Source organism: Cytobacillus sp. FSL R7-0680, assembly GCF_038009245.1.
Lineage (GTDB): Bacteria > Bacillota > Bacilli > Bacillales > Cytobacillaceae > Cytobacillus > Cytobacillus kochii.
Window position 1 is genome coordinate 667,507 of record NZ_JBBPAO010000001.1, and the last position, 23,545, is coordinate 691,051.

Here is a 23,545-nt window from a genome sequence, read left to right on the forward strand (position 1 = left end):
AGGAATGAATGTGATGAAGAACAGTTTTTTCGTTTTATTACTTAGTCTTGTTTTAGTTGTTACAGCATGTGGTAATGAAGAAAAAGAAACAACGAATGAGCCAAAAGGCGATGAAGCGATAGAAGAAACAGAGCATGAGGAAGAAACGGCACAAGAAGAAGAAAAGGATGAAGAAGTAACTGAAGAGAAAGAAGATTTGGCAGAAGTTGATGTCCAACCATCATATATCGTTAATGAAAAAACATGGAAGGTTGAGCCGATAAAAGATGCTAATGATAAAGTTGTATTGTTAACGATTGATGATGCACCGGACAAGTATGCATTGGAAATGGCAAAAACATTAAGGGAAAAAAATGTGCCTGCTATTTTTTTTGTCAATGGTCATTTCCTGCAAAGTGAAGAAGGTAAAAAGACATTGAAAGAAATAGCTGATTTAGGTTTCCCGATTGGTAACCATACATATCACCATGAGAACTTAACTGAGATTTCAGAAGATAAGCAAAGAGAGGAAATCATTTCTTTAAATGATTTAGTCGAGGAGATCATTGGAAGTAGACCACAGTTTTTCAGAGCTCCGTTTGGGGCGAATACAGACACTAGCTTGAGAATTGCTAAAGAAGAGAAAATGATACCAATGAATTGGACTTTTGGGTATGATTGGGAAGTAGATTACCAGTCAAAAGATGCATTAGAAAAGATCATGGTAGAGAACCCTTATTTGAGTAATGGAGCTATTCTATTAACACATGATCGTTCATGGACCAATGAAGCATTGGAAGGAATTATTAATGGCATACAAGAGAAGGGCTATGAGTTTCTAGATCCAAACAAAATACAAAAAGAAAAAGAGGCAGCTTAAGGCTGATCCTCTTTTTCTTTTCTTGTTGCCCGCCCATTAATAAATCGTGAAGTAATGGAGTAGATCGAGAAGAATAATAGAAAGTAGCTTAAAATATTTAAAAGAAATGGAACCCATTGGATACTCGTCTCAGCGTCAAGGGGTGAGGTGAATTCTATTACTTTCGGGTAGGATGATGTATCGTCTGAAACGGTTACGCTCTGTTTGGCATATGGAAATGGCCCCCCAAACAAAAATGATTGTTCTAATGGTTCTGGTACATCTTCGAGATATTTACTAAAAATAAAAGGCGAGATGAATGTGAAAATAAGTGCAATGATTAAAGTAATTATGACTGGTTTTCGCATGAAGATTATAACCCCTCTAGCTGAAGTATTTTTTTCATTGTAGTTTTCTTTTGTAGTAGTACATGACTCGTCCATTGAATAGATGAAGCTCGGCTTGTAGTTTTTTAGCGAGAAATTTGCAATATTCATTTGCTTTTCCTTTATCGCCGAACGTCGCTACTTCAGGCAATGTAAAGCAAATATTTGTTTGAATCCTCGGTGTATCATCTTTATCCATTATTTTTTCTTTTTGAATAGAAATAAGGATGGCACGATATCTTTCATTTTCAGAATAGAGAGTAATTTGTTCCTCTTGTTTCTCATTAGAATCAATGATCTCATATGGGAAAGCAGCTTGACTATAGGCCCAATCCACCTGATTTCCAGTTTTCGCAGTGATGTCTTTATAATATTGGAAATAACCTCTTAGTTCAGTTGTTGTAATTGTGTCAATCTTGGATGCAGGCACTAGCTTAATCGATGCATATGCATTCATTTAAAAAAGCCTCCATTCAAAAATCCTTAGGGTATACACTATATCTATTCTATCACCAGTGAAATATATGTGACAATGAAAATGTTGCATAGAGATCAAAGATAAATTATAATAATATTCAAATTATTTAAAGGAGGGTGGATATGAAGTTTTTAAATCAAATGTATGATGATTTAGAGGATGTACATGCCAGATTTGTTGGCTTTTCTTCTTCTATTACTCGCTACGATTTTGCCATTTTTGCGGTCCCTTTCTTTACAAAACCCCTTGTGGTTTGCTTGCAGACGAGTTGTTCTACTCTCCTCGATATAAAAGATCTTGATGATCGCCATTACCTCCAAAAAGCTTTTCAAATTGAAAGTAATGAACAAACAGCTGAACTTATTCAATTTTTTAAGCTTGAATTAAATAAGTAAGGTTATAGATAAATCAAGGTTAATAAGGTACAAGAAATCAGTTAATGTGCTGATTTCTTTTTCTTTTGTGAGATTTAGTATGTCTTATTTTATCGTTATTAGTTAAAAAAAGGGCTTGATAAGTTAAATAGTATGTATTATTATAATATATATGATGAAAACGATTACAATGAATGATGAAAGGATGGATGAAGAATGGGTACCATCGTTTGTCAAATATGTGACGAAACTATTGAAGTTTTTGAAGATGAAAAGGTGACAGTTTTATACGGTCAATGTGGATGTAAAAACGAGCATAGCAAGATGCACATTGAAGAATAGATGATATATTAAACTATTAATCTTTATAATAAACAGAGTGCAAATGCCATAGATTAAATCTATGGCATTTTTTATTGGGTTCTTATCATAATAATTTTCCATAAAAAATGCGAATCAAATATGTCATTTGATTCGCGATAGAAATGTGAAACTAAGCCAATTATCATTTTATCTCGAGTTTTATTTTATCGCTTTATGTTCTTTAATTACTCGAATATATTTAAAATCATAATCTTCTGGTCCCTGGACTGGCAGTCCGGCTTCCATATTTGTTTTGATATAGTTAAGGTTTTCCTTTGTAATAATCTCCCCAGGAGTAAAGATAGGAATACCTGGTGGGTATACCATAATGAATTCAGCAATAATTCTACCTTCTGATTCATCAAAAGGAACAAGTTCACTATCAGCATAAAATGCATCTCTAGGAGATAGTGCTAATAATGGAATATTGGGTAATAACACTTGCGGGTTTACTTTCGCTGCTTTCCCGTGTCTTTCTTTAGATAGCTCTTTCAAGGCATGAATAAGCTTATCTGCATCAGTTCTATCATCACCAGCTGTGATGATACAGAGAATATTATATAGGTCAGATAATTCAACTTCGATATTGTAATGCTCTCTTAACCATACTTCTACATCAAACCCACTTATACCTAAATCTTTCACAGATATGATTAATTTTGTAGGGTCGTAATTAAAGGTTGCATTTGTACCAAGAATTTCTCTTCCTACACAATAAATATGTTCAATTTCGTTTAATTCTTTCCTCATATATTGAGCAAGCTCAATAGTTTCCTCGATAATTGCTCTTCCTTCAGTGGCTAAACGTTTTCTAGCAACATCTAATGAGGCAAGAAGTAAATAAGAGGTAGAGGTAGTTGTTAGCATGCTAAGTATGGACTGTACCCTTTTTGCTGACACTCTCGTACCCTTTAAGTTAAGAATGGAGCTTTGTGTCATAGAACCACCTAGCTTATGGACGCTCGTAGCAGCTAAATCTGCACCAGCTTGCATGGCAGACAATGGAAGCTCATCATGAAAATGAATATGAACACCATGTGCTTCATCTACTAATACAGGAATATCGTACGAATGGGCCAAATCAACAACTTCCTTTAAGTCACAGGCAATACCAAAATAAGTAGGGTTAATAACAAGTAACCCTTTGGCATCTGGATGTTGTTCTAACGCTTTCTCAACAGCATCAGTTGTAATACCGTGTGAGATACCTAACTCTTTATCAACGACAGGGTGGATAAAGATAGGGGTTGCGCCAGCAAAGATAATGGCAGACATGACAGATTTGTGCACATTTCTTGGTACGATAATTTTTTCTCCAGGACCACAAACAGCCATAACCATCGTCATAATAGCACCACTCGTACCTTGTACGGAAAAGAACGTATGGTCAGCACCAAAGGCTTCAGCTGCTAAGTCTTGTGCTTCTTTTATGATGCCTGATGGGCGATGCAGGTCATCTAGTGGACCTATATTTATCAAGTCAATAGAAAGTGCATTTTCTCCAATGAAATTTCTGAAATCAGGATCCATCCCTCTTCCTTTTTTATGTCCAGGAATATGAAATTGAATCGGTTCGCGTTTTGCGTGGGAGAGAAGTCCATTAAATAATGGTGTTTCTGTTTGAGACAATTAAATTCACACCTCTTTAAACAATCAATTTTGCAAACAAACAAGTGAATTATAGCATTTATCCTTCCTCCTGCATAGAAAGATAAACAAAAATTTTTATTGCGCTAACTTTGCACTCCATTCGTTAGGATAGATAGTTAACACTCCATCATCTTTATAGGATTCAATTATCCGTATGAAATGATTCATTTGAGTGGATTCTTCCCATACTAAGATATATGCATATCCACTAAATAATCTTGTCTATGTTTTTTTAGATTCTAAAATTTAGCATATGCTTGCTCTTCTTCGTTAACTCCCGTACAATCAGCATGTAATCTAAGTGAGAGGTGTTTATATGGAGTATCAATATCCAATGGAAAGCGATTGGTCAACAGAAGAAATTATAGATGCGATTGCTTTTTTTCAAGCAGTCGAAAAAGCTTACGAAAAAGGTATTCAACGTGAAGATTTCATGGCTGCTTATCGTCGTTTTAAAGAAATCGTACCGGGCAAAGCACAAGAGAGAAACCTTTGTAATGATTTTGAAGAAATAAGTGGGTATTCTTCTTATCGCACGGTTCAAATGGCAAAAAAAGCAGATGAGAGTAGTAAAATTAAAATGTAATAAGAAAAAGCAGTAAGAGACGGTTTGAACCAGTCTTCACTGCTTTTTTCTTTTTATAAAATGATTAAACTTTACAGAGGTTTATTACAATTTATAGAGGGGTATAACTTTTTTAAAAACACTCTCTGTGTAAGTAATAAATTCAGAAGCAGAAAGTTTAATTGCTTCTTCTTTTGTCATATTTATACCACAGAGTAACTCTGCTTTTTTGACATTCTGTAGTCGAACAAACATGTTTTCTAGCTCATCCTTTGTAAGGTCGCTATGTTTGATCACTTCTGGTTTCGTGTGATCTAATGACCAAACGAAGTCTTGTGGGATATCATCATAGATTTTATCTATTTTGGTTTGCAATTTTTCAGCAATTTCAGCTTTATTCGGTGCTTCATAAATAATGGCAAACCAGACAAATACATGCGTTTCCCACAGACCAATCTGAAAGTGAGGAAGCATCTTATAGCCTCTTGTATTATTGGCGAAAGCGACCCAAGTATCATTTGGTGGATTTTTTGTCCTTCTCGCATGCTTAGCCACATGAGGAATCATTTCATCACCTGTTTCTGCAGAGAGAAAAGGGGAAAATGTTTCTCCAAGTGCTTCAAGTTTGGGTCTTACTGTTGCAATTAAGGCTTCCATTCTTTCTTCTAAACCATCAATTGTAAAAACATCGAAATCTTCTTTCTTAAATCCATTAAATGTCATATGTAAACACTCCTTAAACCGTTTTACTATGTCGCATATTGTAGCATAAAACCGGGAGAGAGAACCAATTTTGTACACCAAAATAATAATCAATTGGGTAAAATCATCTTCTTCATAGGTAAACGTACAATTTTGTTGCACTGTGAAAAGAAGCTTCATATGATAAAAGTAAAAATAATCAGAAAACTTTTCTTGTGAAATTACTAAAACGAAAAGGGGTGCACTGTCTAATGAAGCAGCTAATTAATTCAATCAAAATGGCTACATTTGAAAAAGAAAGAACGGCAGTATTGCGATTAGAGATGGATTATGAGTTAGCAACACTTTTTGAAGCTTTAGAACTGAAAGATGAAGAGGAAGTAAAATCTACAAAGAAAAAGCTTGAAAAAATCAGACAGGAACTTCTCAAGCTTAATGCATTTTAAGTTGTGATGAATAAAGATGTTAAAGCGAACTTAACAGCAAGCAGTTAAGTTCGCTTATTGCTTTTTAAAGCTGTTCACTTGAAGTATTGCTATTTTTTCGATAAGCTAATGGTATTTTATACCGCTTAATAAAGAGTGGAGGATGAAAATGACTAATTGGAATGAAATACATAGATTAGCCACCACATGGGTGAAGGAAGCTGGAGAGAGAATCAAAGCATCATTTAGTGAAGAATTAACAATTGCAACAAAATCTCATCGCAATGACCTTGTCACGGATATGGACAAAGGAACCGAGCAATTTCTTATTGGTAAAATACATGACCATTTTCCATCACATCGCATCTTAAGCGAAGAAGGTTTTGGTGATGATTTTGCGGATGTAGGTGGGATTATTTGGGTGATTGATCCCATTGATGGCACCATGAATTTTATTCACCAACAAAGAAATTTTGCCATTTCCATTGGTGTATTTCATGAGGGAGTCGGTAAAGTCGGGATGATTTATGATGTGGTACATGATGAAATGTATCATACGATTAGTGGTGAAGGTGCATACATGAATGACACGAAGCTGAAGCCATTGACTAATGGTGAAGTAAAAGATGCAATAATTGGCATCAATGCCACTTGGGTAACGAGTAACAAGCGTATTGACGCTAGTTACCTTGCTCCATTAGTAAAGGATGCGAGAGGAACAAGATCGTATGGTTCTGCTGCGCTTGAAATGGCCTATGTTGCTTCTGGTCGCCTAGATGCTTATATAAGTTTGCGACTTGCTCCATGGGATTACGGTGGCGGTATGATTTTAATCAATGAAGTAGGAGGAAAAACGACTAATTTAAAAGGGGAAGCCTTGATGATTACACCTCAAACTTCAGTATTTGTTGCAAGGCCGGGTGTACATGAAGAAATTCTTCAGCAGTATTTAAACAGTGGAAATTGGTAATAAAAAAATGGTGCCAAGCTTGTCCAATTCAGGATAGTCGGCACCATTTTTCTTACTTGAGGTTGTGATTTAGCCTTTATAATTCTCCGTTTTCTCGCATTTTTTTCTTCAGCGTAAAGCCGTATCCCATAACAGCAACGATACCTACGATACATAGAAGAAAACCAAGAATACTTCTTTCTCCGATAGCAATACCAATTCCGCCTATACATATAGCCGCAGCAATCGCACAAGCTAATAATGGCCATTTAATATTTTTCATTTTAATCCTAACCTCCAATTTTGTACATTGGATACCATAATCGTCCACAGAACTTATTTTACACAAAAAGAAGTTAGTTTTCTACAATATATGTGATATAATGTATCAGTTATAGTATGAAGGCAGTGATTTTTAGTCAAAAATGAAAAGAAAATAAACTGATTATATATCTTCACATAGTAAGAAGGTTTACACAATCAGCTAGGAGGAAACATAGTTGAAACATAGAGATGATATACGTAATATTGCGATTATCGCCCACGTTGACCATGGTAAAACAACTTTGGTTGACCAATTATTAAAGCAGTCTGGAACATTCCGTACAAATGAGCATGTAGAAGAACGTGCAATGGATTCCAACGATATCGAGAGAGAGCGTGGAATTACAATCCTTGCTAAGAATACAGCTATCAAATATCAAGATACGCGTATTAATATACTTGACACACCAGGGCACGCTGACTTTGGTGGGGAAGTAGAACGTATTATGAAAATGGTTGATGGGGTATTGCTTGTAGTCGATGCTTATGAAGGTTGTATGCCACAAACACGATTTGTATTGAAAAAAGCATTAGAGCAAAACTTAACACCAATCGTCGTTGTCAATAAAATCGATAGAGACTTTGCTCGTCCTGAAGAAGTCATTGATGAAGTTATTGATCTATTTATTGAATTAGATGCAACGGAAGAGCAATTAGAATTCCCTGTTGTTTACGCTTCTGCTATTAATGGAACAGCTAGTCTAGATCCACAAAAACAAGATGAAGATATGAAATGCTTATATGAAGAAATCGTCAATAATATCCCAACACCAATTGATAATAGTGAAGAACCTTTACAATTCCAAGTAGCACTATTAGATTACAATGATTATGTTGGACGAATTGGGATTGGTCGTGTATTCCGCGGAACGATGAAAGTAGGCGAACAAGTTGCGTTAATGAAGCTTGATGGGTCTGTTAAACAATTCCGTGTAACAAAAATGTTTGGTTTCTTTGGCTTGAAACGCCTTGAAATTCAAGAAGCAAAAGCAGGAGATTTAATTGCTGTCTCTGGAATGGAAGATATCAATGTCGGGGAGACAGTTTGCCCAGTAGATCACCAAGACGCTCTTCCTGTATTACGAATCGATGAACCAACATTACAAATGACCTTCCAAGTGAACAATAGTCCATTTGCTGGTAAAGAAGGAAAGTATATTACTGCAAGAAAGATCGAAGAACGTTTGCATGCGCAATTACAAACAGATGTCAGCTTAAGAGTTGAAGAAACGGATTCTCCTGATGCATGGACTGTATCTGGTCGAGGAGAGCTTCACTTATCTATTTTAATTGAAAATATGCGTCGTGAAGGCTTCGAACTTCAAGTATCTAAGCCAGTTGTTATTATAAAAGAAATTGATGGCGTTAAGTCTGAACCAATTGAACGCGTTCAAATTGATGTTCCTGAAGAGTATACTGGTGCCATTATGGAATCTATTGGTGCGCGTAAAGGTGAAATGCTAGATATGGTTAATAACGGGAACGGTCAAGTGAAATTAATTTTCCATGTCCCAGCTCGTGGATTAATTGGTTATACAACTGAATTCTTAACACAAACTCGTGGTTACGGAATCATTAACCATACTTTTGACAGCTATCAACCAATGATGCAAGGTCAAGTAGGTGGAAGAAGACAAGGGGTTCTAGTTTCCATGGAGAGTGGAAAAGCATCTACTTATGGTATCATGCAGGTAGAAGACCGTGGTACAATATTTGTAGAGCCAGGCACAGAGATTTACGAAGGTATGATTGTTGGTGAACATACACGTGAAAATGATCTAGCTGTTAATATTACAAAAGTCAAGCATGCAACGAATGTTCGTAGTGCAACGAAAGATCAAACGTCAACAATTAAAAAGCCTAGAATTATGACGCTTGAAGAAGCACTAGAATATTTAAATGATGATGAGCTTTGTGAAGTTACACCTGAATCGATTCGTCTTCGTAAAAAAATTCTAGATAAAAACGAACGAGAAAAAGCAGCTAAAAAGAAAAAATACGCTGAAGCTTAAGCAAACATAGTCACTCGAAAAAGAGGAGGTAATTCATATTGCCTCCTTCCTTAATACATACTAAGGAGGATTTGGAGCATGATTGAAGATCGCCTTTCCTTTTTTGCAGCACTATATAAAGTTCATGAGAATTCAGATCTTGGGATGTGGTTGTTGTATCTCACCATTGTTGCGCTCTGTATTATTGTCTTTAAATTAGGATTTGCTAAAAAGCTCCCTTTACTAAAATCAATAATTATATATGCGTTCTTATTTATGGGATGTACAATGCTAACTTTCTTAGGGGTATTTTTACCAATTGCAGAAGGACTTGTCGTTGCTGCTGTCATATTAATTATATATAAAATCCGTCTTCATCAAGAAAAGAAACAACAAAGAGCCAGCGCGGAATAATGAAGAGTGGGGGAGATTTTAATTGAACGTGCATGATACCATTTATAATTGGCTTACCATTAAAGTTGTGACTGATGCCAGACCAGAGGATGAAGCAGCAACCGAAACAGAAGAAATGTTTTTACAAATGTTGAAAAATGATCATGGAATTAACGAAATCCAATATGAAAAAGCTGATCTATTCTATCATGTCTCTTATAGGGATAATGAAGATAGTAAATCCACAAAATATCCGATTGAATTAATAGAAGTGATGTTAAAACAAATATTAGCAGAACCTGAAAAATACAAAAACTTCCCCACGATATAAAAAAACGTCACCCGATTGTGACGTTTTTTTATATTGTAGTAGTACAAAGGAAAATAGTGCGCCTTTAAAGATTTGACGATGGGGCGAAGATTCAATCGCCTCAGAACTGAGAAAGAATAGGAGTGATAGGCTAGAATCTTGATTAGACGTGAGGAAAAAGGGTACATTATTATTTGTTCAAAACGGCTCTACCGGATTGAAGAGTATTTCGTTCATGAACATATTTTGAAGATAATTTCTTAAACCACCTTGGACAATGATAGTGCATTTTGTACAATTAATATCTTATGTACAGCTCTCTACTTTATCGATAAAATAAAGGTACTAAACAGTGCGCCTGCAAAAGTTAGTGAATGAAAGCTTTATTTTATATCGAAAAGGTAATTGTCGAGTTTGTCCCTTTTGTTTGGAATTGATAGTATGCTTCAGAAATTTTTCCATTGATTGAGCTAGACAATTTCATGGAACTTGTTATGGTTTGGCGTTTAGTGGTGAGTGGGTTATTGAAGGGATTGGAGAAAGCTTAGGGGAGGAAATAGATGATTCGAAATGAAGGCGATATTTTACAGTTAATTAGAGATGATAAAGAAATGATGGCCATATTAAAAGCCGCTAAACAACTTCATTTACCTGATTGGTGGATTTGTGCTGGTTTTGTTCGATCAAAAGTATGGGATACCCTCCATCATTTTCAAGAAAAGACGCCATTGCCTGATGTTGATGTAATCTATTATGATGATCAGCAATTGAGTGAAACCATTGAAAAATACTATGAAGAAAAATTACATAAAATACTACCGCATATTCCTTGGTCAGTTAAGAATGAAGCTAGAATGCATTCTGTTAATGGCCTGCTGCCTTATCAATCCTCAGAGGACGCTATTGCGAAATTTCCGGAGACGGCCACCGCTATTGGCGTAAAGTTAGATAACGAAAATCAATTAGTCATAACGGCACCATGGGCATAGAAGACCTTATTCATTTTCGTATTAAGCCAACTCCTTTTTTTGCAGCTTCGAGGAAGAGAATGCAATTATATCAAAGCAGGATTATTTCAAAAGGTTGGAAAAAAAGATGGCATTTTGTTAACTAATATGAAATCCCTCCGTTTCATCTCTAACGGAGGGATTTTAAATTACCATTCTTCTTCTTCTTGCTTACTTCTATACAATTTAAAGTTGCCTGTAGCTGCTCTTTCATTCGTCTTCGTAGTTATTCTGTCATTGCATTCAACACACATATATGTGTGAATAGGTCGGTTTCTTAACCGTTTTGCTTCATAAGATTCATTATCAATTGATTCAATTTTATCACAAATAACGCATTGTACTTTCATTTATATACATCCTTTTCTAATAAACAAGCATTTTCCTTATTATAAACTAGCTGTTTTTGAAATGAAAGGATGCTGTTGTGAATTACTTATGATAATTCGATTGTTCTTCTTGATGTTTATTTAATTTTTTTGATTCTGTTTCATTAAGCTGTTCTTTTGATTCTTCCGTTTCCTCTGATTTATTCGGTTCAATGATATCACCAGGTACTTCTGGCATCATTCGACCAGAAATATCAGCTAACTCATTTAAAATCCCTTTTATCGGATGGCCATTTTCCACATCCTCTTTTACTTCCTTAAGTCGGGCATATAAATCAGGATCGGCAATAATTACAGCGTTCGCACCGTAGGGGTCATGCTTTAAGCTTTCAGCAACTGCATATTTTATTGAGCCAACCTCAGACCGCTCAACATCTTCATCAATATCAATACCTACGATGCAATAGTCACCTAATACGACAGCAGTTGCATCGTTCACACGACGATTATCAGAAGCTAATGTGGCTAAGTGCTTAGAAGTCTCTTGTCCAGTCAATACTTCTTGTTCAGATATGGTACTATTTTTTACATTAACTGTATGAGGTGTACCTTTCTCATTTTGTGAAGATTGTGCGTTATTTTGTGCACCACACCCCGTTAAGTTGAGTACGATAAATAATGATAGTAGAACGTGAAAGTACTTCATTATACTACCTCCATCAAGATTAAACTTTAATAAAAGTAAATGTTTACAACTAGTGTGCGAAAGTTCTTCTATCTTTATGCGATAAATCATATATTTTAGCAAAGTTAGATTTGTCCATGTTGATATTTGAAAATGTTGAAACTAACAAGCAATGAACTATTTATGCACTAATGTATTTCTAATGGCGGGAGGCATCGGGTTGAGTAAAATATACGTGTTAGATACAAATGTCTTATTGCAGGATCCAAATTCCATTTATTCTTTTGAGGATAATGAAGTCGTTATTCCAGCTGTTGTGTTAGAAGAGGTAGATTCGAAAAAAAGGTATATGGATGAAATTGGGAGGAATGCAAGGCAAGTATCAAGAATGATTGACAGTATGAGGCAGTCCGGGAAATTGCATGAGCAAATCCTTCTTGAAAATGGAGGAAGCTTACGCATAGAACTAAACCATCGTTCTTTTCATCAGCTCCAAGAAATTTTTGTTGAAAAAACGAATGATAATCGGATTTTGGCTGTCGCTAAGAACCTCTCATTAGAAGAAGAGACAAAAGAAGGTGGTAGACCAGTTATTCTTGTGAGTAAAGATGCGCTTGTAAGAGTAAAGGCAGATGCTATTGGTTTACTAAGCGAAGATTTTTTAAGCGATCGTGTGATTGAAAATGAACATATATATACAGGTTTTCTTGAAGTATATCTCCATTTAGATATGGTGAATGAATTTTACAGTCAAGGAGAATTATCACTAAATAAAGTAGGGAACCATTCATTCTATCCTAATCAATTTGTCATTCTAAAAGATGCGCTTGGTTCATCAGCTTCTGCACTTGGCATTGTTGATCAAACGAAAGGGAAGTTGAAAAAACTTATTTTTGATTATGATCATATTTGGGGAATTAAACCAAGAAATGTACAACAAACGATGGCATTAGAACTGCTTTTACGCAGGGACTTGCCTCTTGTGACTTTAATTGGTAAAGCAGGAACTGGAAAGACGTTACTTGCGCTAGCTGCAGGCCTAATGCAGACTGAGGATTTAGGAGATTTCAAAAAGTTACTTGTTGCTAGACCAATTGTCCCGGTTGGTAAAGATTTAGGGTTCTTGCCAGGAGAAAAAGAAGAGAAATTACGGCCATGGATGCAACCGATTCATGATAATCTTGAATACTTATTTAATGTTAAGAAGCCGGGGGAATTAGATGCCATTTTGGCAGGAATGGGTTCAATTGAGGTTGAGGCTCTTTCTTATATAAGAGGGAGAAGTATACCTGACCAGTTTATTATTATTGACGAGGCACAAAATTTAACAAAGCATGAAGTAAAAACGATTTTAACAAGAGTTGGCGAGGGTAGTAAGATTGTCTTAATGGGGGATCCTGAACAAATTGACCATCCATATTTAGATGCCTATAATAATGGTCTTACTTACGTTGTCGAAAAGTTTAAAGATCAGAAGATTGCCGGCCATTCCAAATTGATTAAAGGGGAAAGGTCAGGGCTAGCTCAACTCGCTGCTGATATCTTATAAGGAAACTCTTAAATAACTCTATATAAAAAAGACTGAACGAGCATAGTTGCTCTCGATTCAGTCCTTTTTTTTATATAATATGGAAATCTTGTACGTTTTTAATTGGCTGAAGGCGATTGCTTCCATCTTTATAATAAATATGCACTGGACCATCTTCTTTCAAAGGTTTACCCTTTAAAGAAAAGGCGAGAATGAGGCTTTCTGCCTCTGTCATAGGGATACTGACTGTTTCATTCTCACAATGTACTTCTATTGTCCTCGATCCACTATTTGGCTCAGCATTTGTTAGAAAAGGCAAGAAGGGAATCCCAAAAGTACCGGTTAAGACACGAACTTTTTCAAATTTCTTCTCCGTTTTAAGTGTTGGTGGGTAAACTGCACCTTCCATTATTTCACGATCCCAATGTTTAGAGGCTGCTTTCGTATATTCCTCCTTTTCATTCGGTAATTCTTCTTGATTCTCAAAATATGTATCAAGGTCAATTTTTCGATCATCAAAAATCCATACACTTGGATCGAGTGTAATTGTATATTTGACGTTGCCTGTAATATGGATGATATCCTTCATTTGTCATACCCCCTGCTTGTGTCACTAATATCTAATGTTCCTTATAAAGTATAACGCTTTTAACTGCAAATGTCATTTCAACTCGAATGGAATGTTACTAAATGTATTAAACTATAAGGAAATATTGAAGGAGAGTAGGGGTGTTATGGGTTGTCAGACTGATCAAGAATTGTTAGGAATAATTGAACGAGTAAAACCGCTTGTTGCTAAAGGTAAAGTAGCAGATTATATCCCGGCTTTGAAGGCTGCTGATCAGTCAAATGTTTCAGCAGCTGTCTTTCATATTACTCGAGGCAGTGATGTTTGTGTTTCAGCTGGAGATATTGAACAAAAGTTCACATTACAAAGTATTTCAAAAGTGCTTGTTCTAGCACTAGCATTAATTGATCAAGGATACACAAATGTGTTTCAAAAAGTAGGTATGGAACCAACTGGGGATCCTTATAATTCAATGATTAAGCTTGAGACGAGCTCACACTCTAAACCTCTGAACCCAATGATCAATGCAGGAGCATTGGCGGTTACAAGCATGGTAAATGGTAATTCTCCCGATGAGAAATGGCGCCGTATTCTCCACTTTGTCCAATGCTTATTAGGTGGTAAAGCCATCGGTTACAATAAAGAGGTAGCAGATTCGGAATATAAGACAACGGACTTAAATCGTTCATTATGTTATTTTATGAAACAACATGGAGTGATTGATGGAGATGTAGATGAGTTAATTGATATTTATACGAAACAATGCGCGATTGAAATGAATTGTTTAGATTTGTCAAGAATTGCAGCTGTATTTGCCAATAATGGTCGTGATCCGCAAACAGGAAACATATTAATTGAGGAGGAAGTTGCAAGAATATGCAAAACATTCATGGTAACTTGTGGTATGTATAATGCTTCAGGTGAGTTTGCAATTAAAGTGGGAATTCCTGCGAAAAGTGGTGTATCGGGTGGTATAATGGCAGTTGTGCCAGGGAAGTTAGGTATAGGCATTTTCTCTCCTGCCCTAGATGAGAGAGGGAATAGTATTGCCGGTGCAGAAATTTTGAAGATTATGGCAGAGGAATATCATTTTAGTATTTTTTAATCAGCGGATATCCCCTGATTATCCTTGCTTTTTTTTTCACTTAAGTTTAAAATTTATAGATAGGATAATCGCTCGGAAACGGGGGGATTGAAAGTTGGCTTCTGAAATGGTTATTGATCATAAAGAAAGAGCTAATGCTCTATTACAAGCAGATGCTGAAAAAATATTAAAATTAATCAAAGTCCAAATGGATAATTTGACTATGCCTCAATGTCCATTATACGAAGAAGTACTTGATACGCAGATGTTTGGCTTATCTCGTGAAATTGATTTTGCTGTGAGACTTGGATTAATTGCTGATAAAGATGGAAAAGAAATTCTTGATAAACTTGAGAGAGAATTATCCATTCTACATGAAGCATCGGTAAAAAAATAAAACATATTAAAAACTCAAGCTAAGGATATTAGCTTGAGTTTTTTTATTTATTAGAACTTGGTTAAGGGGAGAGAAGAGAAGAGTAGAGAAAAAACAAGAAGAAATAATATGTTATGCTGCTTTAAAATTAATAGCCAATATTATGCTAATCTATACAATTGATTCTATGAATTAAGCATATATAGTAGACAAATAAATAATTATGATGTATAAATATATTAATTAGTATGTCACATTAAATGAAATAATACAGAACAATGATGTAATCATTTAACGGGTTACGTTTTAATTACATTCCTTTTTATCTTTATTTTGGCAGGAAAATCAATGCTATAGTAGAATAAATATACTACTTAAGAGAATAAAGGAAGAGGCATATGTTTAAAAAAATTCTAAAATCTTATGATTATTCATTGATCGTTGTATTAGGTCTACTATGTATTTTTGGACTGGTTATGGTCTATAGTTCAAGCATGGTGACTGCTGTCCAACATAATGGAGTTGCTAGTGACTACTTTTATGATAAACAAAGAACACATTTAATTCTCGGTACGATTGCGTTTATTGTTGCTGCTCTATTCCCATATAAAGCATATAAAAGTAACAAGTTTCTCATTCCAATCGTCTTCTTTTCATTTTTTGGATTGTTACTTGTATCGATTATCGGGAACGCGGTTAATAACGCACAAAGCTGGATTGATTTAGGTACCCGTTCTATTCAACCATCGGAGTTTGTAAAGGTTATTGTTATTGTTTATTTGTCTGCCGTTTATGCAAAGAAACAATCGTATATTAATGAATTTAATAAGGGCGTTGTACCACCGCTTGTTTATTTGATTCTCGTTTGTGGCCTGATTGCGATGGAACCAGATTATGGAACGGCAGGAATTATCTTTTTAATTGGTCTAGCGATTATTTTATCTTCTGGTATGAATATGAAAAACCTATTAAAGTTAGCTGGTATTGGTGCTATTTTTTTAGTTCCAATGATGCTTATTTTAAGAGATAAAATCTTTACAGATACTAGGCTAGCAAGATTCGATTTCCTCCATCCGTTTGAAGCTGAAGGGGGATATCAATTGTCCAACGCATTTATCGCCCTTGGTAATGGTGGATTAAGTGGTTTAGGATTAGGACAAAGTATTCAAAAAATGGGCTACTTACCAGAAGCTCATACAGATTTTATTATGGCTGTTATCGTTGAAGAACTGGGTGTTTTTGGTGTGATGTTTGTGCTTTTTGCTTTAGGTTTTATCGTACTGAAAGGCATATTTGTCGCACTCAAGTGTAAAGATGCATTTGGAAGTTTATTGGCTATAGGTGTTTCTAGTATGATTGGCATTCAAGCATTTATTAACCTTGGCGGTATATCAGGAGTCATTCCTTTAACTGGGGTACCTTTACCATTTATAAGCTATGGTGGATCATCTTTATTAGTACTTATGGTTTCAATGGGCATTTTAGTGAATGTATCAATGTTTGTAAACTATGAAAAGAAATATAAAGATAAAGAAGAACAAGATGTAACGACTGACAAACCAGTAAATACAACAGCAAGTATGGGTGGTCGTTTTACATATAATAGACGATAAAAATATACGGGGTGTTATTATGGGTCAAAAGATTAGTAAGGTATTAGTCGCCAATCGAGGAGAAATTGCCATTCGCGTTTTTCGTGCCTGTACGGAATTAAATATCCGTACAGTTGCGATCTATTCAAAGGAAGACTCAGGGTCGTATCATAGATACAAAGCAGATGAAGCATACCTTGTTGGTGAAGGTAAGAAGCCGATTGATGCTTACCTCGATATCGAGGGTATCCTTAAAATCGCAAAAGATAGCGGAGTTGATGCGATTCATCCTGGTTATGGCTTTTTATCAGAAAATATTCAGTTTGCTAGAAGATGCGAAGAAGAAGGTATTAAGTTTATTGGGCCTGAATCTAAACATTTGAATATGTTTGGAGATAAAGTAAAGGCGCGGTCACAAGCTCAAAGTGCGAATATTCCAGTTATTCCTGGTTCTGATGGTCCGGTGCAAGCTGTTGAGGAAGTAGAACAATTCGGAAGAGATTACGGCTACCCAATTATTATTAAAGCCTCACTTGGTGGTGGCGGTCGTGGAATGAGGATAGTTAACAGTCCAGAGGAAGTGAGAGAAGCATATAATCGCGCGAAATCTGAAGCAAAAGCGGCATTCGGAAATGATGAAGTGTATGTCGAGAAATTCGTACAAAATCCGAAACATATAGAAGTGCAAATTATTGGGGACCAACATGGCAATATTATTCACCTGTTTGAACGGGATTGTTCTGTACAAAGACGTCATCAAAAAGTTGTCGAAGTCGCACCATGTGTATCGTTAGATGAGGAATTAAGAGGACGTATTTGTGAGGCAGCCGTACAATTAATGAAGAACGTCGATTATATTAATGCAGGAACAGTTGAGTTCCTTGTTTCAGGAGAAGAGTTTTATTTCATTGAAGTAAATCCTCGTGTCCAAGTTGAACATACAATCACTGAAATGATAACTGGTATTGATATCGTTCAAACACAAATTTTAGTTGCTGAAGGATATGAATTACACAGTCAAAAAATTGGTATACCTGATCAAGCAGATATCAAAACAATGGGATATGCGATTCAATCTCGTGTAACGACAGAAGATCCTTTGAACAATTTTATGCCTGATACAGGAAGACTAATGGCTTATCGTAGTGGTGGAGGGTTTGGTGTTCGTCAAGATGCAGGTAATGCTTACCAAGGTGCAGTAATCACACCCCATTATGATTCTTTATTGGTGAAACTTTCAACTCATGCAATTACCTTTGAACAAGCTGCATCAAAAATGGTTAGAAATTTACAAGAATTTAGAATCAGAGGGATAAAAACCAATATTCCGTTTTTAGAGAATGTTGTTAAACATAAAAACTTTTTGACAGGTGAATATGATACATCATTTATTGATCGTACTCCGGAACTGTTTATTTTCCCAAAAAGAAAAGACCGGGGAACAAAAATGCTTTCATACATCGGTAATGTAACTGTTAATGGTTTCCCTGGAATCGAAAAGCAGAAGAAGCCAGCATTTGATCAACCAAGAATGCCTAAAATTATTTTACCTAATGAGTATCAGTCTGGTACAAAGCAAGTACTTGAAGAACGTGGTGCAGAAGGGCTTGTGTCATGGATTAAGGAACAAAAGAATGTTCTATTAACAGATACGACGTTTAGAGATGCTCATCAATCCTTACTAGCGACAAGAGTCCGAACGAAGGATTTACAAAATATTGCTGAACCGACGGCCAAACTACTTCCGCAAATGTTTTCTTCAGAGATGTGGGGCGGTGCGACTTTTGATGTGGCTTATCGCTTTTTGAAAGAAGATCCTTGGGAAAGATTATTAACATTACGTCAGAAGATGCCAAATATTCTCTTACAAATGTTGTTAAGAGCATCTAATGCCGTTGGTTATAAAAACTATGCGGACAATGTTATTCAAGAGTTTGTAGAAAAGTCAGCACATGCAGGTATCGATGTCTTCCGAATTTTCGATAGTTTAAACTGGGTAAAAGGTATGGAGGTAGCAATAGATGCTGTTAGACAGACAGGCAAAATCGCTGAGGCAGCCATTTGTTATACAGGTGATATTTCTGATAAAACAAGAAAGAAATATGATCTAGCGTATTATAAAGAGTTGGCAAAAGAACTCGAGAATCAAGGTGCCCATATTTTAGGGATTAAGGATATGGCTGGATTATTGAAGCCGCAATCAGCTTTTGAGCTCATCTCAGAATTGAAAGAAACTGTAGATATTCCTATTCATTTGCATACGCATGATACTAGTGGCAATGGAATTTTCACTTATGCAAAAGCAATCGAGGCGGGCGTTGATATTGTTGATGTTGCCTTAAGTACAATGGCTGGATTAACATCACAACCTAGTGCAAATACATTATATTATGCGTTAGAAGGGTCAGAAAGACAACCTGAGATGAGTGTGGATGCATTAGAACAGCTTTCTTATTATTGGGAAGATGTACGTAAATATTATCAAGAATTTGAAAGTGGTATGAAAGCACCTCATACGGAAATTTATCAACATGAAATGCCTGGAGGGCAATATAGTAACCTACAACAACAGGCAAAAGCAGTTGGTCTAGGAGAGAAATGGGATGATGTAAAAGGGATGTATTCCCGCGTCAATCAAATGTTTGGTGATATTGTCAAAGTTACACCATCATCAAAAGTTGTAGGAGATATGGCTCTATACATGGTACAAAATCAATTAGATGAAGAAGCGGTCATTCAAAAAGGTGCTTCACTAGACTTCCCTGATTCTGTTGTCGAGCTGTTTGAAGGTTATTTAGGGCAACCGTATCAAGGATTCCCTAAAGATCTACAAAAGGCGATATTGAAAAATAGAGAAGCCATCACTGTTAGACCTGGTGAGCTGCTAGAACATGTTGATTTTGATGAAATAAAAGCGATTTTATATAAAGATTTAGGTAGAGAAGTGACAAGCTTTGATGCAATTGCCTATGCACTTTACCCTAAGGTGTTCATGGACTACCACAAAACATATACGCAATTTGGTGATGTTTCTGTTCTTGATACACCTACATTCTTATACGGTATGAACTTAGGTGAAGAAATTGAAGTGGAAATTGAAAAAGGAAAAACGCTTATTGTTAAATTAGTGTCAATTGGTCAAGCGCGGGCAGATGGAACGAGAGTGATTTATTTCGAACTAAATGGACAACCTCGTGAAGTGGTGATAAAAGATGAAAGTATTAAATCTTCCGTTGCAACGAAAGTAAAGGCAGATCCTCACAATGAAACACATATTGCTGCGACAATGCCTGGAACAGTTATTAAGGCAGTAGTAAACAAAGGTGACGTCGTTAATCAAGGTGACCACTTGATGATTACTGAGGCGATGAAAATGGAAACAACTGTACAAGCTCCATTTACTGGTACGGTAAAAGAAATTTATGCAGCTGATGGTGAATCGATTGCTACTGGTGATCTTTTAATTGAATTAGCGCGATCATAATAAAAAAACTTTTCCTCTTAAATAGAGGAAAAGTTTTTTTGCTTACTTTAATCAAAAGAAAATTTATGATAATGGAACGTTTTTGTCTTTTTTATTGTCCGTTTTCTTTGATTGAGTCAATTCATTTGCTTTGCTTCGTGTTGTGAGAAGGATAAAGTAGCTTAACACCCCAAACAAGCAAGAAATAAAAAATGCATGGGCGAGCGCAATGTATAAGTTTAATTGGGTAATTACAACTAGTGCACCAGCGATGACTTGCAAACTGACTAAAATAAACGAGATAATCCAGCCGATATAAATAACTGGCTGATGCTTATAATGTTTCAGTGCCAGTATCATGATATAGGTAATCCAAATAAATATGATACCAGCTGCTGCACGATGTCCCATCTGAATCCATTCATACATATTTAGGGGAAGACCGATGGCGTCATTCCTACAGAATGGCCAATCGATACAAACGAGACTAGCATTTACATGTCGTACGAGCGCACCTGTATAAACAACGATATAACTGTAGAGTGTAACCCCGATAATGTGGCGCTTCATTCGTTGATCGAGAACAAGTTTTTCTGCTTGGAACTTCTTATCCACTTCGAAAATTAACAAAGTAAGTAATAGAACAGCGGCAAATGATATTAATGAAATACCGAAATGGAGTGCCATCACAAAATCAGATTGTCCCCACATGACTGCAGCTGCACCGATGAGTGCTTGCAATACTAGAAAGATGACAGATGAAATGGCTAGAAATTTAGTTTCTCTTACATGACCAATCTTTTTCCATGACCAAATGGCTAAAATTAGAACCATAAATCCGACAGAACCTGAAACAAGTCTATGCGCGAGCTCAATAATTAATTCGGGTGAAATATTGCTTGGGATAAATTCACCGTGACATAATGGCCATGATGCCCCGCAGCCGTCTCCCGAATCTGTCTTTGTAACTAATGCCCCGCCTAATAGAATGAGTAGCATGCCTATTGTTGTTAGGACAGCGAACCATTTTAATGATCGTTGCAAATCTTTCACCTTCTTCTGAATGTATAGGTATGTATGAGCGCTATGGCTATAAGAATATAGGTTTACGCGGCGCGTGATTATACTTATAAATACCATTTAAATGCTGATATTAGTCATATTGTATAACCAAAAAATTGTGTTCATTATGTTTATTTACTTCATTTTATTCGGATAAGTTATGATTGAAGTAAATGTGAAAAAAATACGTCTATGTATACTCACTTTTTTGATACTACAGGATTCATCAAAATATTACAATACTTATAAAAATTCTTCCGTATTCATCCTTATTTCCCTTGAAAACATAAGTTTTGTCTGCTAGAAATATAGTTGTCATGTAAATATTTCTAAAAAGCATAAGTTGTGTTATTACCTTAATTTATCATTTAATGAAAAAATTATTAACTTAATTATCTCAGAAAAGTGATGAATATATAATGGAAAACAAACTTCTGACACAAATTAGTCATAATTAATTCTAGAAAATTTCACAAAATAACTAAAAAATGTGATTTAATATACAGTGAATGCATCACACTTGTTTTGTGTGGAATTGTAAATGATTTGGAATTAATTATTTTTACTGCTTTGGTGAATTTAATGACAAATATGGTAATGTAAACTAATTTGCTTTATAGTGGAGTTAGTGCTTAACTTTTAATCTGTCATTAAATGCTTTCCAGTATCACATACTAAAAGGGAAATAGGATGAAAACGTAAAATTAGCTTGAAATCTGTCTGAGATTTTTTTAATAATCTGGATATTATGTTTACTCATAAATACATAGCAAACACAATGAGATTACTTACATATTTAAAAAAGTGAACATAATAGTAAGGAAGACAAGCTTTTTAAGAAAGTTGTTTTCTAAGATAGGAATACCTTTTCCAAAGTTTGTAACAATATGATTAGAAGTATGTGTTGGGCTTTACTTAATTTTACTGGTGGGTAGCTCATTTTTCATTTGTTGGGAGATTCTCTCTTGTTGAGAGATTTATCCATATTAAGTTTTAGCACTCAAAGAAATTTTCACGAAAGAGGGGTATGAATAAGCTATGAAAAGGCTTGCAAAAGGGCGTCTGCTATTTATGTTAGCTGTAACGACGTTATTTCTAGCCGGCTGTGGTGAGCCATTTATATCGGCACTACAACCAGCGGGTGAAGTTGCGCAAACACAATATGACCTTATGCTATTGAGTACATTCATTATGGTTGGTGTCATTATTGTCGTGACAGTCATTTTCCTTATCGTACTGTTTAAGTTTCGTCGTAAAGACGATAAGATTCCTAAACAAGTTGAAGGAAGTCACAAATTAGAGATTATCTGGACTGTTATACCAATTTTATTACTTCTAGTTTTAGCTGTACCGACTGTTGCAGCTACGTTTGACTTAGCTGATGTTTCTCCTATGGAAGATAAGAATGAAGAGGGGAAAACGGATGTAACGGTGGTAAATGTTAAAGCGAATCTTTATTGGTGGGAGTTCGAATATCCGAATCAAGGTATTGTAACTAGCCAGGAGCTAGTAGTTCCTACTGACGAAAAAGTATATTTCAATCTACTATCAACAGATGTGAAACATTCATTCTGGATTCCAGCTGCTGGTGGTAAGCTTGATACCAATACTGAAAATACGAATAAGTTTTGGTTAGAATTTGATAGTAAAAAAGCTGATGAAGTAGGTAATATTTTTTATGGGAAATGTGCTGAGCTTTGCGGACCATCACATGCATTAATGGACTTTAAAGTAAAAGCTATTTCAAAAGATGATTTTGATGCTTGGGCTGAAGACTTGGCTTCTATGGAAGAAGCAGCTCAACCTGAAACTGCGTCTGCAGAACAAGGGCAAGAAATCTTTAATCAAAGCTGTATTGGGTGTCATGCAGTTACACCTACAGGAGCAAATGCTGTTGGTCCTAACTTGACAACTTTTGGTGACCGTACGCATATAGCTGGATACTTAGAGCATACAGAAGAGAATCTGAAAGCTTGGATAAAAGATCCAGAAGAATTTAAGCCTGGAAATAAAATGACAGGTCAGTATGGTGACCTTTCAGATGAAGAAATCGATGCATTAACAGATTACTTAATGGGCCTTAAAGTTGAGGATTGATAAGGC

General features: G+C 35.7%; 24 protein-coding genes and 1 pseudogene. 16 read left to right on the forward strand and 9 right to left on the reverse strand.

The features are described from left to right. Positions 1-13: 13 nt before the first annotated feature. The gene (locus tag MKY26_RS03475; protein ID WP_095369677.1) at positions 14-859 is read left to right on the forward strand and encodes a polysaccharide deacetylase family protein; all 846 of its coding nucleotides are present in this window, start codon (positions 14-16) and stop codon (positions 857-859) included. Here the strand turns inward: MKY26_RS03475 and MKY26_RS03480 are convergent. Beyond that, positions 856-1,206 carry a hypothetical protein gene (locus MKY26_RS03480; protein WP_095369676.1) on the reverse strand — a complete coding sequence of 117 codons (351 nt, stop codon included), beginning with the start codon at positions 1,204-1,206 and terminating at the stop codon, positions 856-858. The two genes, MKY26_RS03475 and MKY26_RS03480, sit on opposite strands and share 4 nt — an antisense overlap. A 34-nt stretch (positions 1,207-1,240) precedes the next feature. Beyond that, positions 1,241-1,681, reverse strand: a complete 441-nt coding sequence (locus MKY26_RS03485) for a DUF1885 family protein (protein WP_341092125.1) — start codon at positions 1,679-1,681, stop codon at positions 1,241-1,243. 143 nt (positions 1,682-1,824) lie between these two features. Between MKY26_RS03485 and MKY26_RS03490 the strand changes: the two genes are divergently transcribed. Both MKY26_RS03490 and MKY26_RS03495 read left to right on the forward strand, forming a co-directional pair. Further along, entirely contained in the window at positions 1,825-2,097 is a 273-nt protein-coding gene (locus MKY26_RS03490) for an SAV0927 family protein (protein ID WP_095369675.1), read from the forward strand. Positions 2,098-2,292: 195 nt separating this feature from the next. Further along, positions 2,293-2,418 (forward strand): GapA-binding peptide SR1P, encoded by a 126-nt coding sequence (locus tag MKY26_RS03495; RefSeq protein WP_095369674.1) that lies wholly within the window; start codon positions 2,293-2,295, stop codon positions 2,416-2,418. A 180-nt stretch (positions 2,419-2,598) separates the two neighbouring features. On the opposite strand, the gene MKY26_RS03500 is transcribed toward MKY26_RS03495, so the two are convergent. Beyond that, positions 2,599-4,068, reverse strand: a complete 1,470-nt coding sequence (locus MKY26_RS03500; protein WP_095369673.1) for an aminotransferase class I/II-fold pyridoxal phosphate-dependent enzyme — start codon at positions 4,066-4,068, stop codon at positions 2,599-2,601. A 337-nt stretch (positions 4,069-4,405) separates the two neighbouring features. Between MKY26_RS03500 and MKY26_RS03505 the strand changes: the two genes are divergently transcribed. Next, a complete protein-coding gene (locus tag MKY26_RS03505) occupies positions 4,406-4,675 on the forward strand; it encodes a UPF0223 family protein (protein WP_095369672.1) in 270 nt (89 codons plus the stop codon). An 84-nt stretch (positions 4,676-4,759) separates the two neighbouring features. Here MKY26_RS03505 and MKY26_RS03510 read toward each other — a convergent pair whose 3' ends face one another. Next, on the reverse strand, positions 4,760-5,377 hold the full coding sequence (locus MKY26_RS03510) for a YktB family protein (RefSeq protein WP_341055215.1): 618 nt from the start codon (positions 5,375-5,377) through the stop codon (positions 4,760-4,762). Between the two features lie 230 nt (positions 5,378-5,607). On the opposite strand from MKY26_RS03510, the gene MKY26_RS03515 reads away from it, so the two are divergent. After that, entirely contained in the window at positions 5,608-5,802 is a 195-nt protein-coding gene (locus tag MKY26_RS03515; protein WP_095369670.1) for a hypothetical protein, read from the forward strand. Positions 5,803-5,950: 148 nt separating this feature from the next. Beyond that, entirely contained in the window at positions 5,951-6,751 is an 801-nt protein-coding gene (locus tag MKY26_RS03520; RefSeq protein WP_341055216.1) for an inositol monophosphatase family protein, read from the forward strand. 76 nt (positions 6,752-6,827) lie between these two features. Here the strand turns inward: MKY26_RS03520 and MKY26_RS03525 are convergent, their stop codons facing one another. Then, positions 6,828-7,013 (reverse strand): YlaF family protein, encoded by a 186-nt coding sequence (locus MKY26_RS03525; RefSeq protein WP_095369668.1) that lies wholly within the window; start codon positions 7,011-7,013, stop codon positions 6,828-6,830. 217 nt (positions 7,014-7,230) lie between these two features. Between MKY26_RS03525 and typA the strand changes: the two genes are divergently transcribed. The 4 genes and pseudogenes from typA (at position 7,231) to MKY26_RS03545 (ending at position 10,862) form a co-directional block, all read left to right on the forward strand. Next, a complete protein-coding gene (gene typA / locus MKY26_RS03530; protein ID WP_095369667.1) occupies positions 7,231-9,066 on the forward strand; it encodes a translational GTPase TypA in 1,836 nt (611 codons plus the stop codon). A gap of 78 nt (positions 9,067-9,144) precedes the next feature. Beyond that, positions 9,145-9,459, forward strand: coding sequence for a YlaH-like family protein (locus MKY26_RS03535; protein WP_095369666.1), 315 nt, complete (start codon positions 9,145-9,147; stop codon positions 9,457-9,459). Positions 9,460-9,487: 28 nt separating this feature from the next. Further along, on the forward strand, positions 9,488-9,769 hold the full coding sequence (locus MKY26_RS03540; RefSeq protein WP_307314810.1) for a hypothetical protein: 282 nt from the start codon (positions 9,488-9,490) through the stop codon (positions 9,767-9,769). Positions 9,770-10,308: 539 nt separating this feature from the next. Beyond that, positions 10,309-10,862 (forward strand): annotated as a pseudogene (locus MKY26_RS03545) (nucleotidyltransferase family protein). Between the two features lie 42 nt (positions 10,863-10,904). On the opposite strand, the gene MKY26_RS03550 reads toward MKY26_RS03545, so the two are convergent. Continuing rightward, positions 10,905-11,105 carry a YlaI family protein gene (locus MKY26_RS03550; RefSeq protein WP_095369663.1) on the reverse strand — a complete coding sequence of 67 codons (201 nt, stop codon included), beginning with the start codon at positions 11,103-11,105 and terminating at the stop codon, positions 10,905-10,907. Between the two features lie 82 nt (positions 11,106-11,187). Further along, positions 11,188-11,790, reverse strand: coding sequence for a YhcN/YlaJ family sporulation lipoprotein (locus tag MKY26_RS03555; protein WP_095369662.1), 603 nt, complete (start codon positions 11,788-11,790; stop codon positions 11,188-11,190). 181 nt (positions 11,791-11,971) lie between these two features. On the opposite strand from MKY26_RS03555, the gene MKY26_RS03560 reads away from it, so the two are divergent. Then, a complete protein-coding gene (locus MKY26_RS03560; protein ID WP_380043141.1) occupies positions 11,972-13,318 on the forward strand; it encodes a PhoH family protein in 1,347 nt (448 codons plus the stop codon). A gap of 70 nt (positions 13,319-13,388) precedes the next feature. Here MKY26_RS03560 and MKY26_RS03565 read toward each other — a convergent pair whose 3' ends face one another. Further along, positions 13,389-13,886, reverse strand: coding sequence for a hypothetical protein (locus tag MKY26_RS03565; protein WP_095369660.1), 498 nt, complete (start codon positions 13,884-13,886; stop codon positions 13,389-13,391). A 145-nt stretch (positions 13,887-14,031) separates the two neighbouring features. Here MKY26_RS03565 and glsA point away from each other — a divergent pair, with 145 nt between their 5' ends. The 4 genes from glsA (at position 14,032) to pyc (ending at position 20,401) form a co-directional block, all read left to right on the forward strand. Next, positions 14,032-14,970, forward strand: coding sequence for a glutaminase A (gene glsA / locus MKY26_RS03570; RefSeq protein WP_095369659.1), 939 nt, complete (start codon positions 14,032-14,034; stop codon positions 14,968-14,970). A gap of 94 nt (positions 14,971-15,064) precedes the next feature. Next, positions 15,065-15,346, forward strand: a complete 282-nt coding sequence (locus MKY26_RS03575; protein ID WP_095369658.1) for a YlaN family protein — start codon at positions 15,065-15,067, stop codon at positions 15,344-15,346. A gap of 377 nt (positions 15,347-15,723) precedes the next feature. Further along, a complete protein-coding gene (locus MKY26_RS03580) occupies positions 15,724-16,938 on the forward strand; it encodes an FtsW/RodA/SpoVE family cell cycle protein (protein ID WP_095369657.1) in 1,215 nt (404 codons plus the stop codon). Positions 16,939-16,957: 19 nt separating this feature from the next. After that, complete coding sequence (gene pyc / locus MKY26_RS03585; RefSeq protein ID WP_095369656.1) at positions 16,958-20,401, forward strand: pyruvate carboxylase; 3,444 nt, start codon at positions 16,958-16,960, stop codon at positions 20,399-20,401. A gap of 63 nt (positions 20,402-20,464) precedes the next feature. On the opposite strand, the gene MKY26_RS03590 is transcribed toward pyc, so the two are convergent. Next, on the reverse strand, positions 20,465-21,424 hold the full coding sequence (locus MKY26_RS03590) for a COX15/CtaA family protein (protein WP_322909200.1): 960 nt from the start codon (positions 21,422-21,424) through the stop codon (positions 20,465-20,467). Positions 21,425-22,480: 1,056 nt separating this feature from the next. On the opposite strand from MKY26_RS03590, the gene coxB reads away from it, so the two are divergent. Continuing rightward, complete coding sequence (gene coxB, locus MKY26_RS03595) at positions 22,481-23,539, forward strand: cytochrome c oxidase subunit II (RefSeq protein WP_095369654.1); 1,059 nt, start codon at positions 22,481-22,483, stop codon at positions 23,537-23,539. Positions 23,540-23,545: the final 6 nt, after the last annotated feature.

What these genes read in the sequence shown, in the direction of transcription:
- MKY26_RS03535 (WP_095369666.1), top strand. Translation starts at nt 9,145, where the DNA reads ATGATTGAAGATCGCCTTTCCTTTTTTGCAGCACTATATAAAGTTCAT.
- MKY26_RS03520 (WP_341055216.1), top strand. Translation starts at nt 5,951, where the DNA reads ATGACTAATTGGAATGAAATACATAGATTAGCCACCACATGGGTGAAG.
- MKY26_RS03560 (WP_380043141.1), top strand. Translation starts at nt 11,972, where the DNA reads ATGGCGGGAGGCATCGGGTTGAGTAAAATATACGTGTTAGATACAAAT.
- pyc (WP_095369656.1), top strand. Translation starts at nt 16,958, where the DNA reads ATGGGTCAAAAGATTAGTAAGGTATTAGTCGCCAATCGAGGAGAAATT.
- MKY26_RS03580 (WP_095369657.1), top strand. Translation starts at nt 15,724, where the DNA reads ATGTTTAAAAAAATTCTAAAATCTTATGATTATTCATTGATCGTTGTA.
- MKY26_RS03550 (WP_095369663.1), bottom strand. Translation starts at nt 11,105, where the DNA reads ATGAAAGTACAATGCGTTATTTGTGATAAAATTGAATCAATTGATAAT.
- MKY26_RS03525 (WP_095369668.1), bottom strand. Translation starts at nt 7,013, where the DNA reads ATGAAAAATATTAAATGGCCATTATTAGCTTGTGCGATTGCTGCGGCT.
- MKY26_RS03475 (WP_095369677.1), top strand. Translation starts at nt 14, where the DNA reads ATGAAGAACAGTTTTTTCGTTTTATTACTTAGTCTTGTTTTAGTTGTT.
- MKY26_RS03555 (WP_095369662.1), bottom strand. Translation starts at nt 11,790, where the DNA reads ATGAAGTACTTTCACGTTCTACTATCATTATTTATCGTACTCAACTTA.
- MKY26_RS03515 (WP_095369670.1), top strand. Translation starts at nt 5,608, where the DNA reads ATGAAGCAGCTAATTAATTCAATCAAAATGGCTACATTTGAAAAAGAA.
- coxB (WP_095369654.1), top strand. Translation starts at nt 22,481, where the DNA reads ATGAAAAGGCTTGCAAAAGGGCGTCTGCTATTTATGTTAGCTGTAACG.
- MKY26_RS03510 (WP_341055215.1), bottom strand. Translation starts at nt 5,377, where the DNA reads ATGACATTTAATGGATTTAAGAAAGAAGATTTCGATGTTTTTACAATT.
- MKY26_RS03480 (WP_095369676.1), bottom strand. Translation starts at nt 1,206, where the DNA reads ATGCGAAAACCAGTCATAATTACTTTAATCATTGCACTTATTTTCACA.
- MKY26_RS03505 (WP_095369672.1), top strand. Translation starts at nt 4,406, where the DNA reads ATGGAGTATCAATATCCAATGGAAAGCGATTGGTCAACAGAAGAAATT.
- MKY26_RS03485 (WP_341092125.1), bottom strand. Translation starts at nt 1,681, where the DNA reads ATGAATGCATATGCATCGATTAAGCTAGTGCCTGCATCCAAGATTGAC.
- glsA (WP_095369659.1), top strand. Translation starts at nt 14,032, where the DNA reads ATGGGTTGTCAGACTGATCAAGAATTGTTAGGAATAATTGAACGAGTA.
- MKY26_RS03565 (WP_095369660.1), bottom strand. Translation starts at nt 13,886, where the DNA reads ATGAAGGATATCATCCATATTACAGGCAACGTCAAATATACAATTACA.
- MKY26_RS03495 (WP_095369674.1), top strand. Translation starts at nt 2,293, where the DNA reads ATGGGTACCATCGTTTGTCAAATATGTGACGAAACTATTGAAGTTTTT.
- MKY26_RS03490 (WP_095369675.1), top strand. Translation starts at nt 1,825, where the DNA reads ATGAAGTTTTTAAATCAAATGTATGATGATTTAGAGGATGTACATGCC.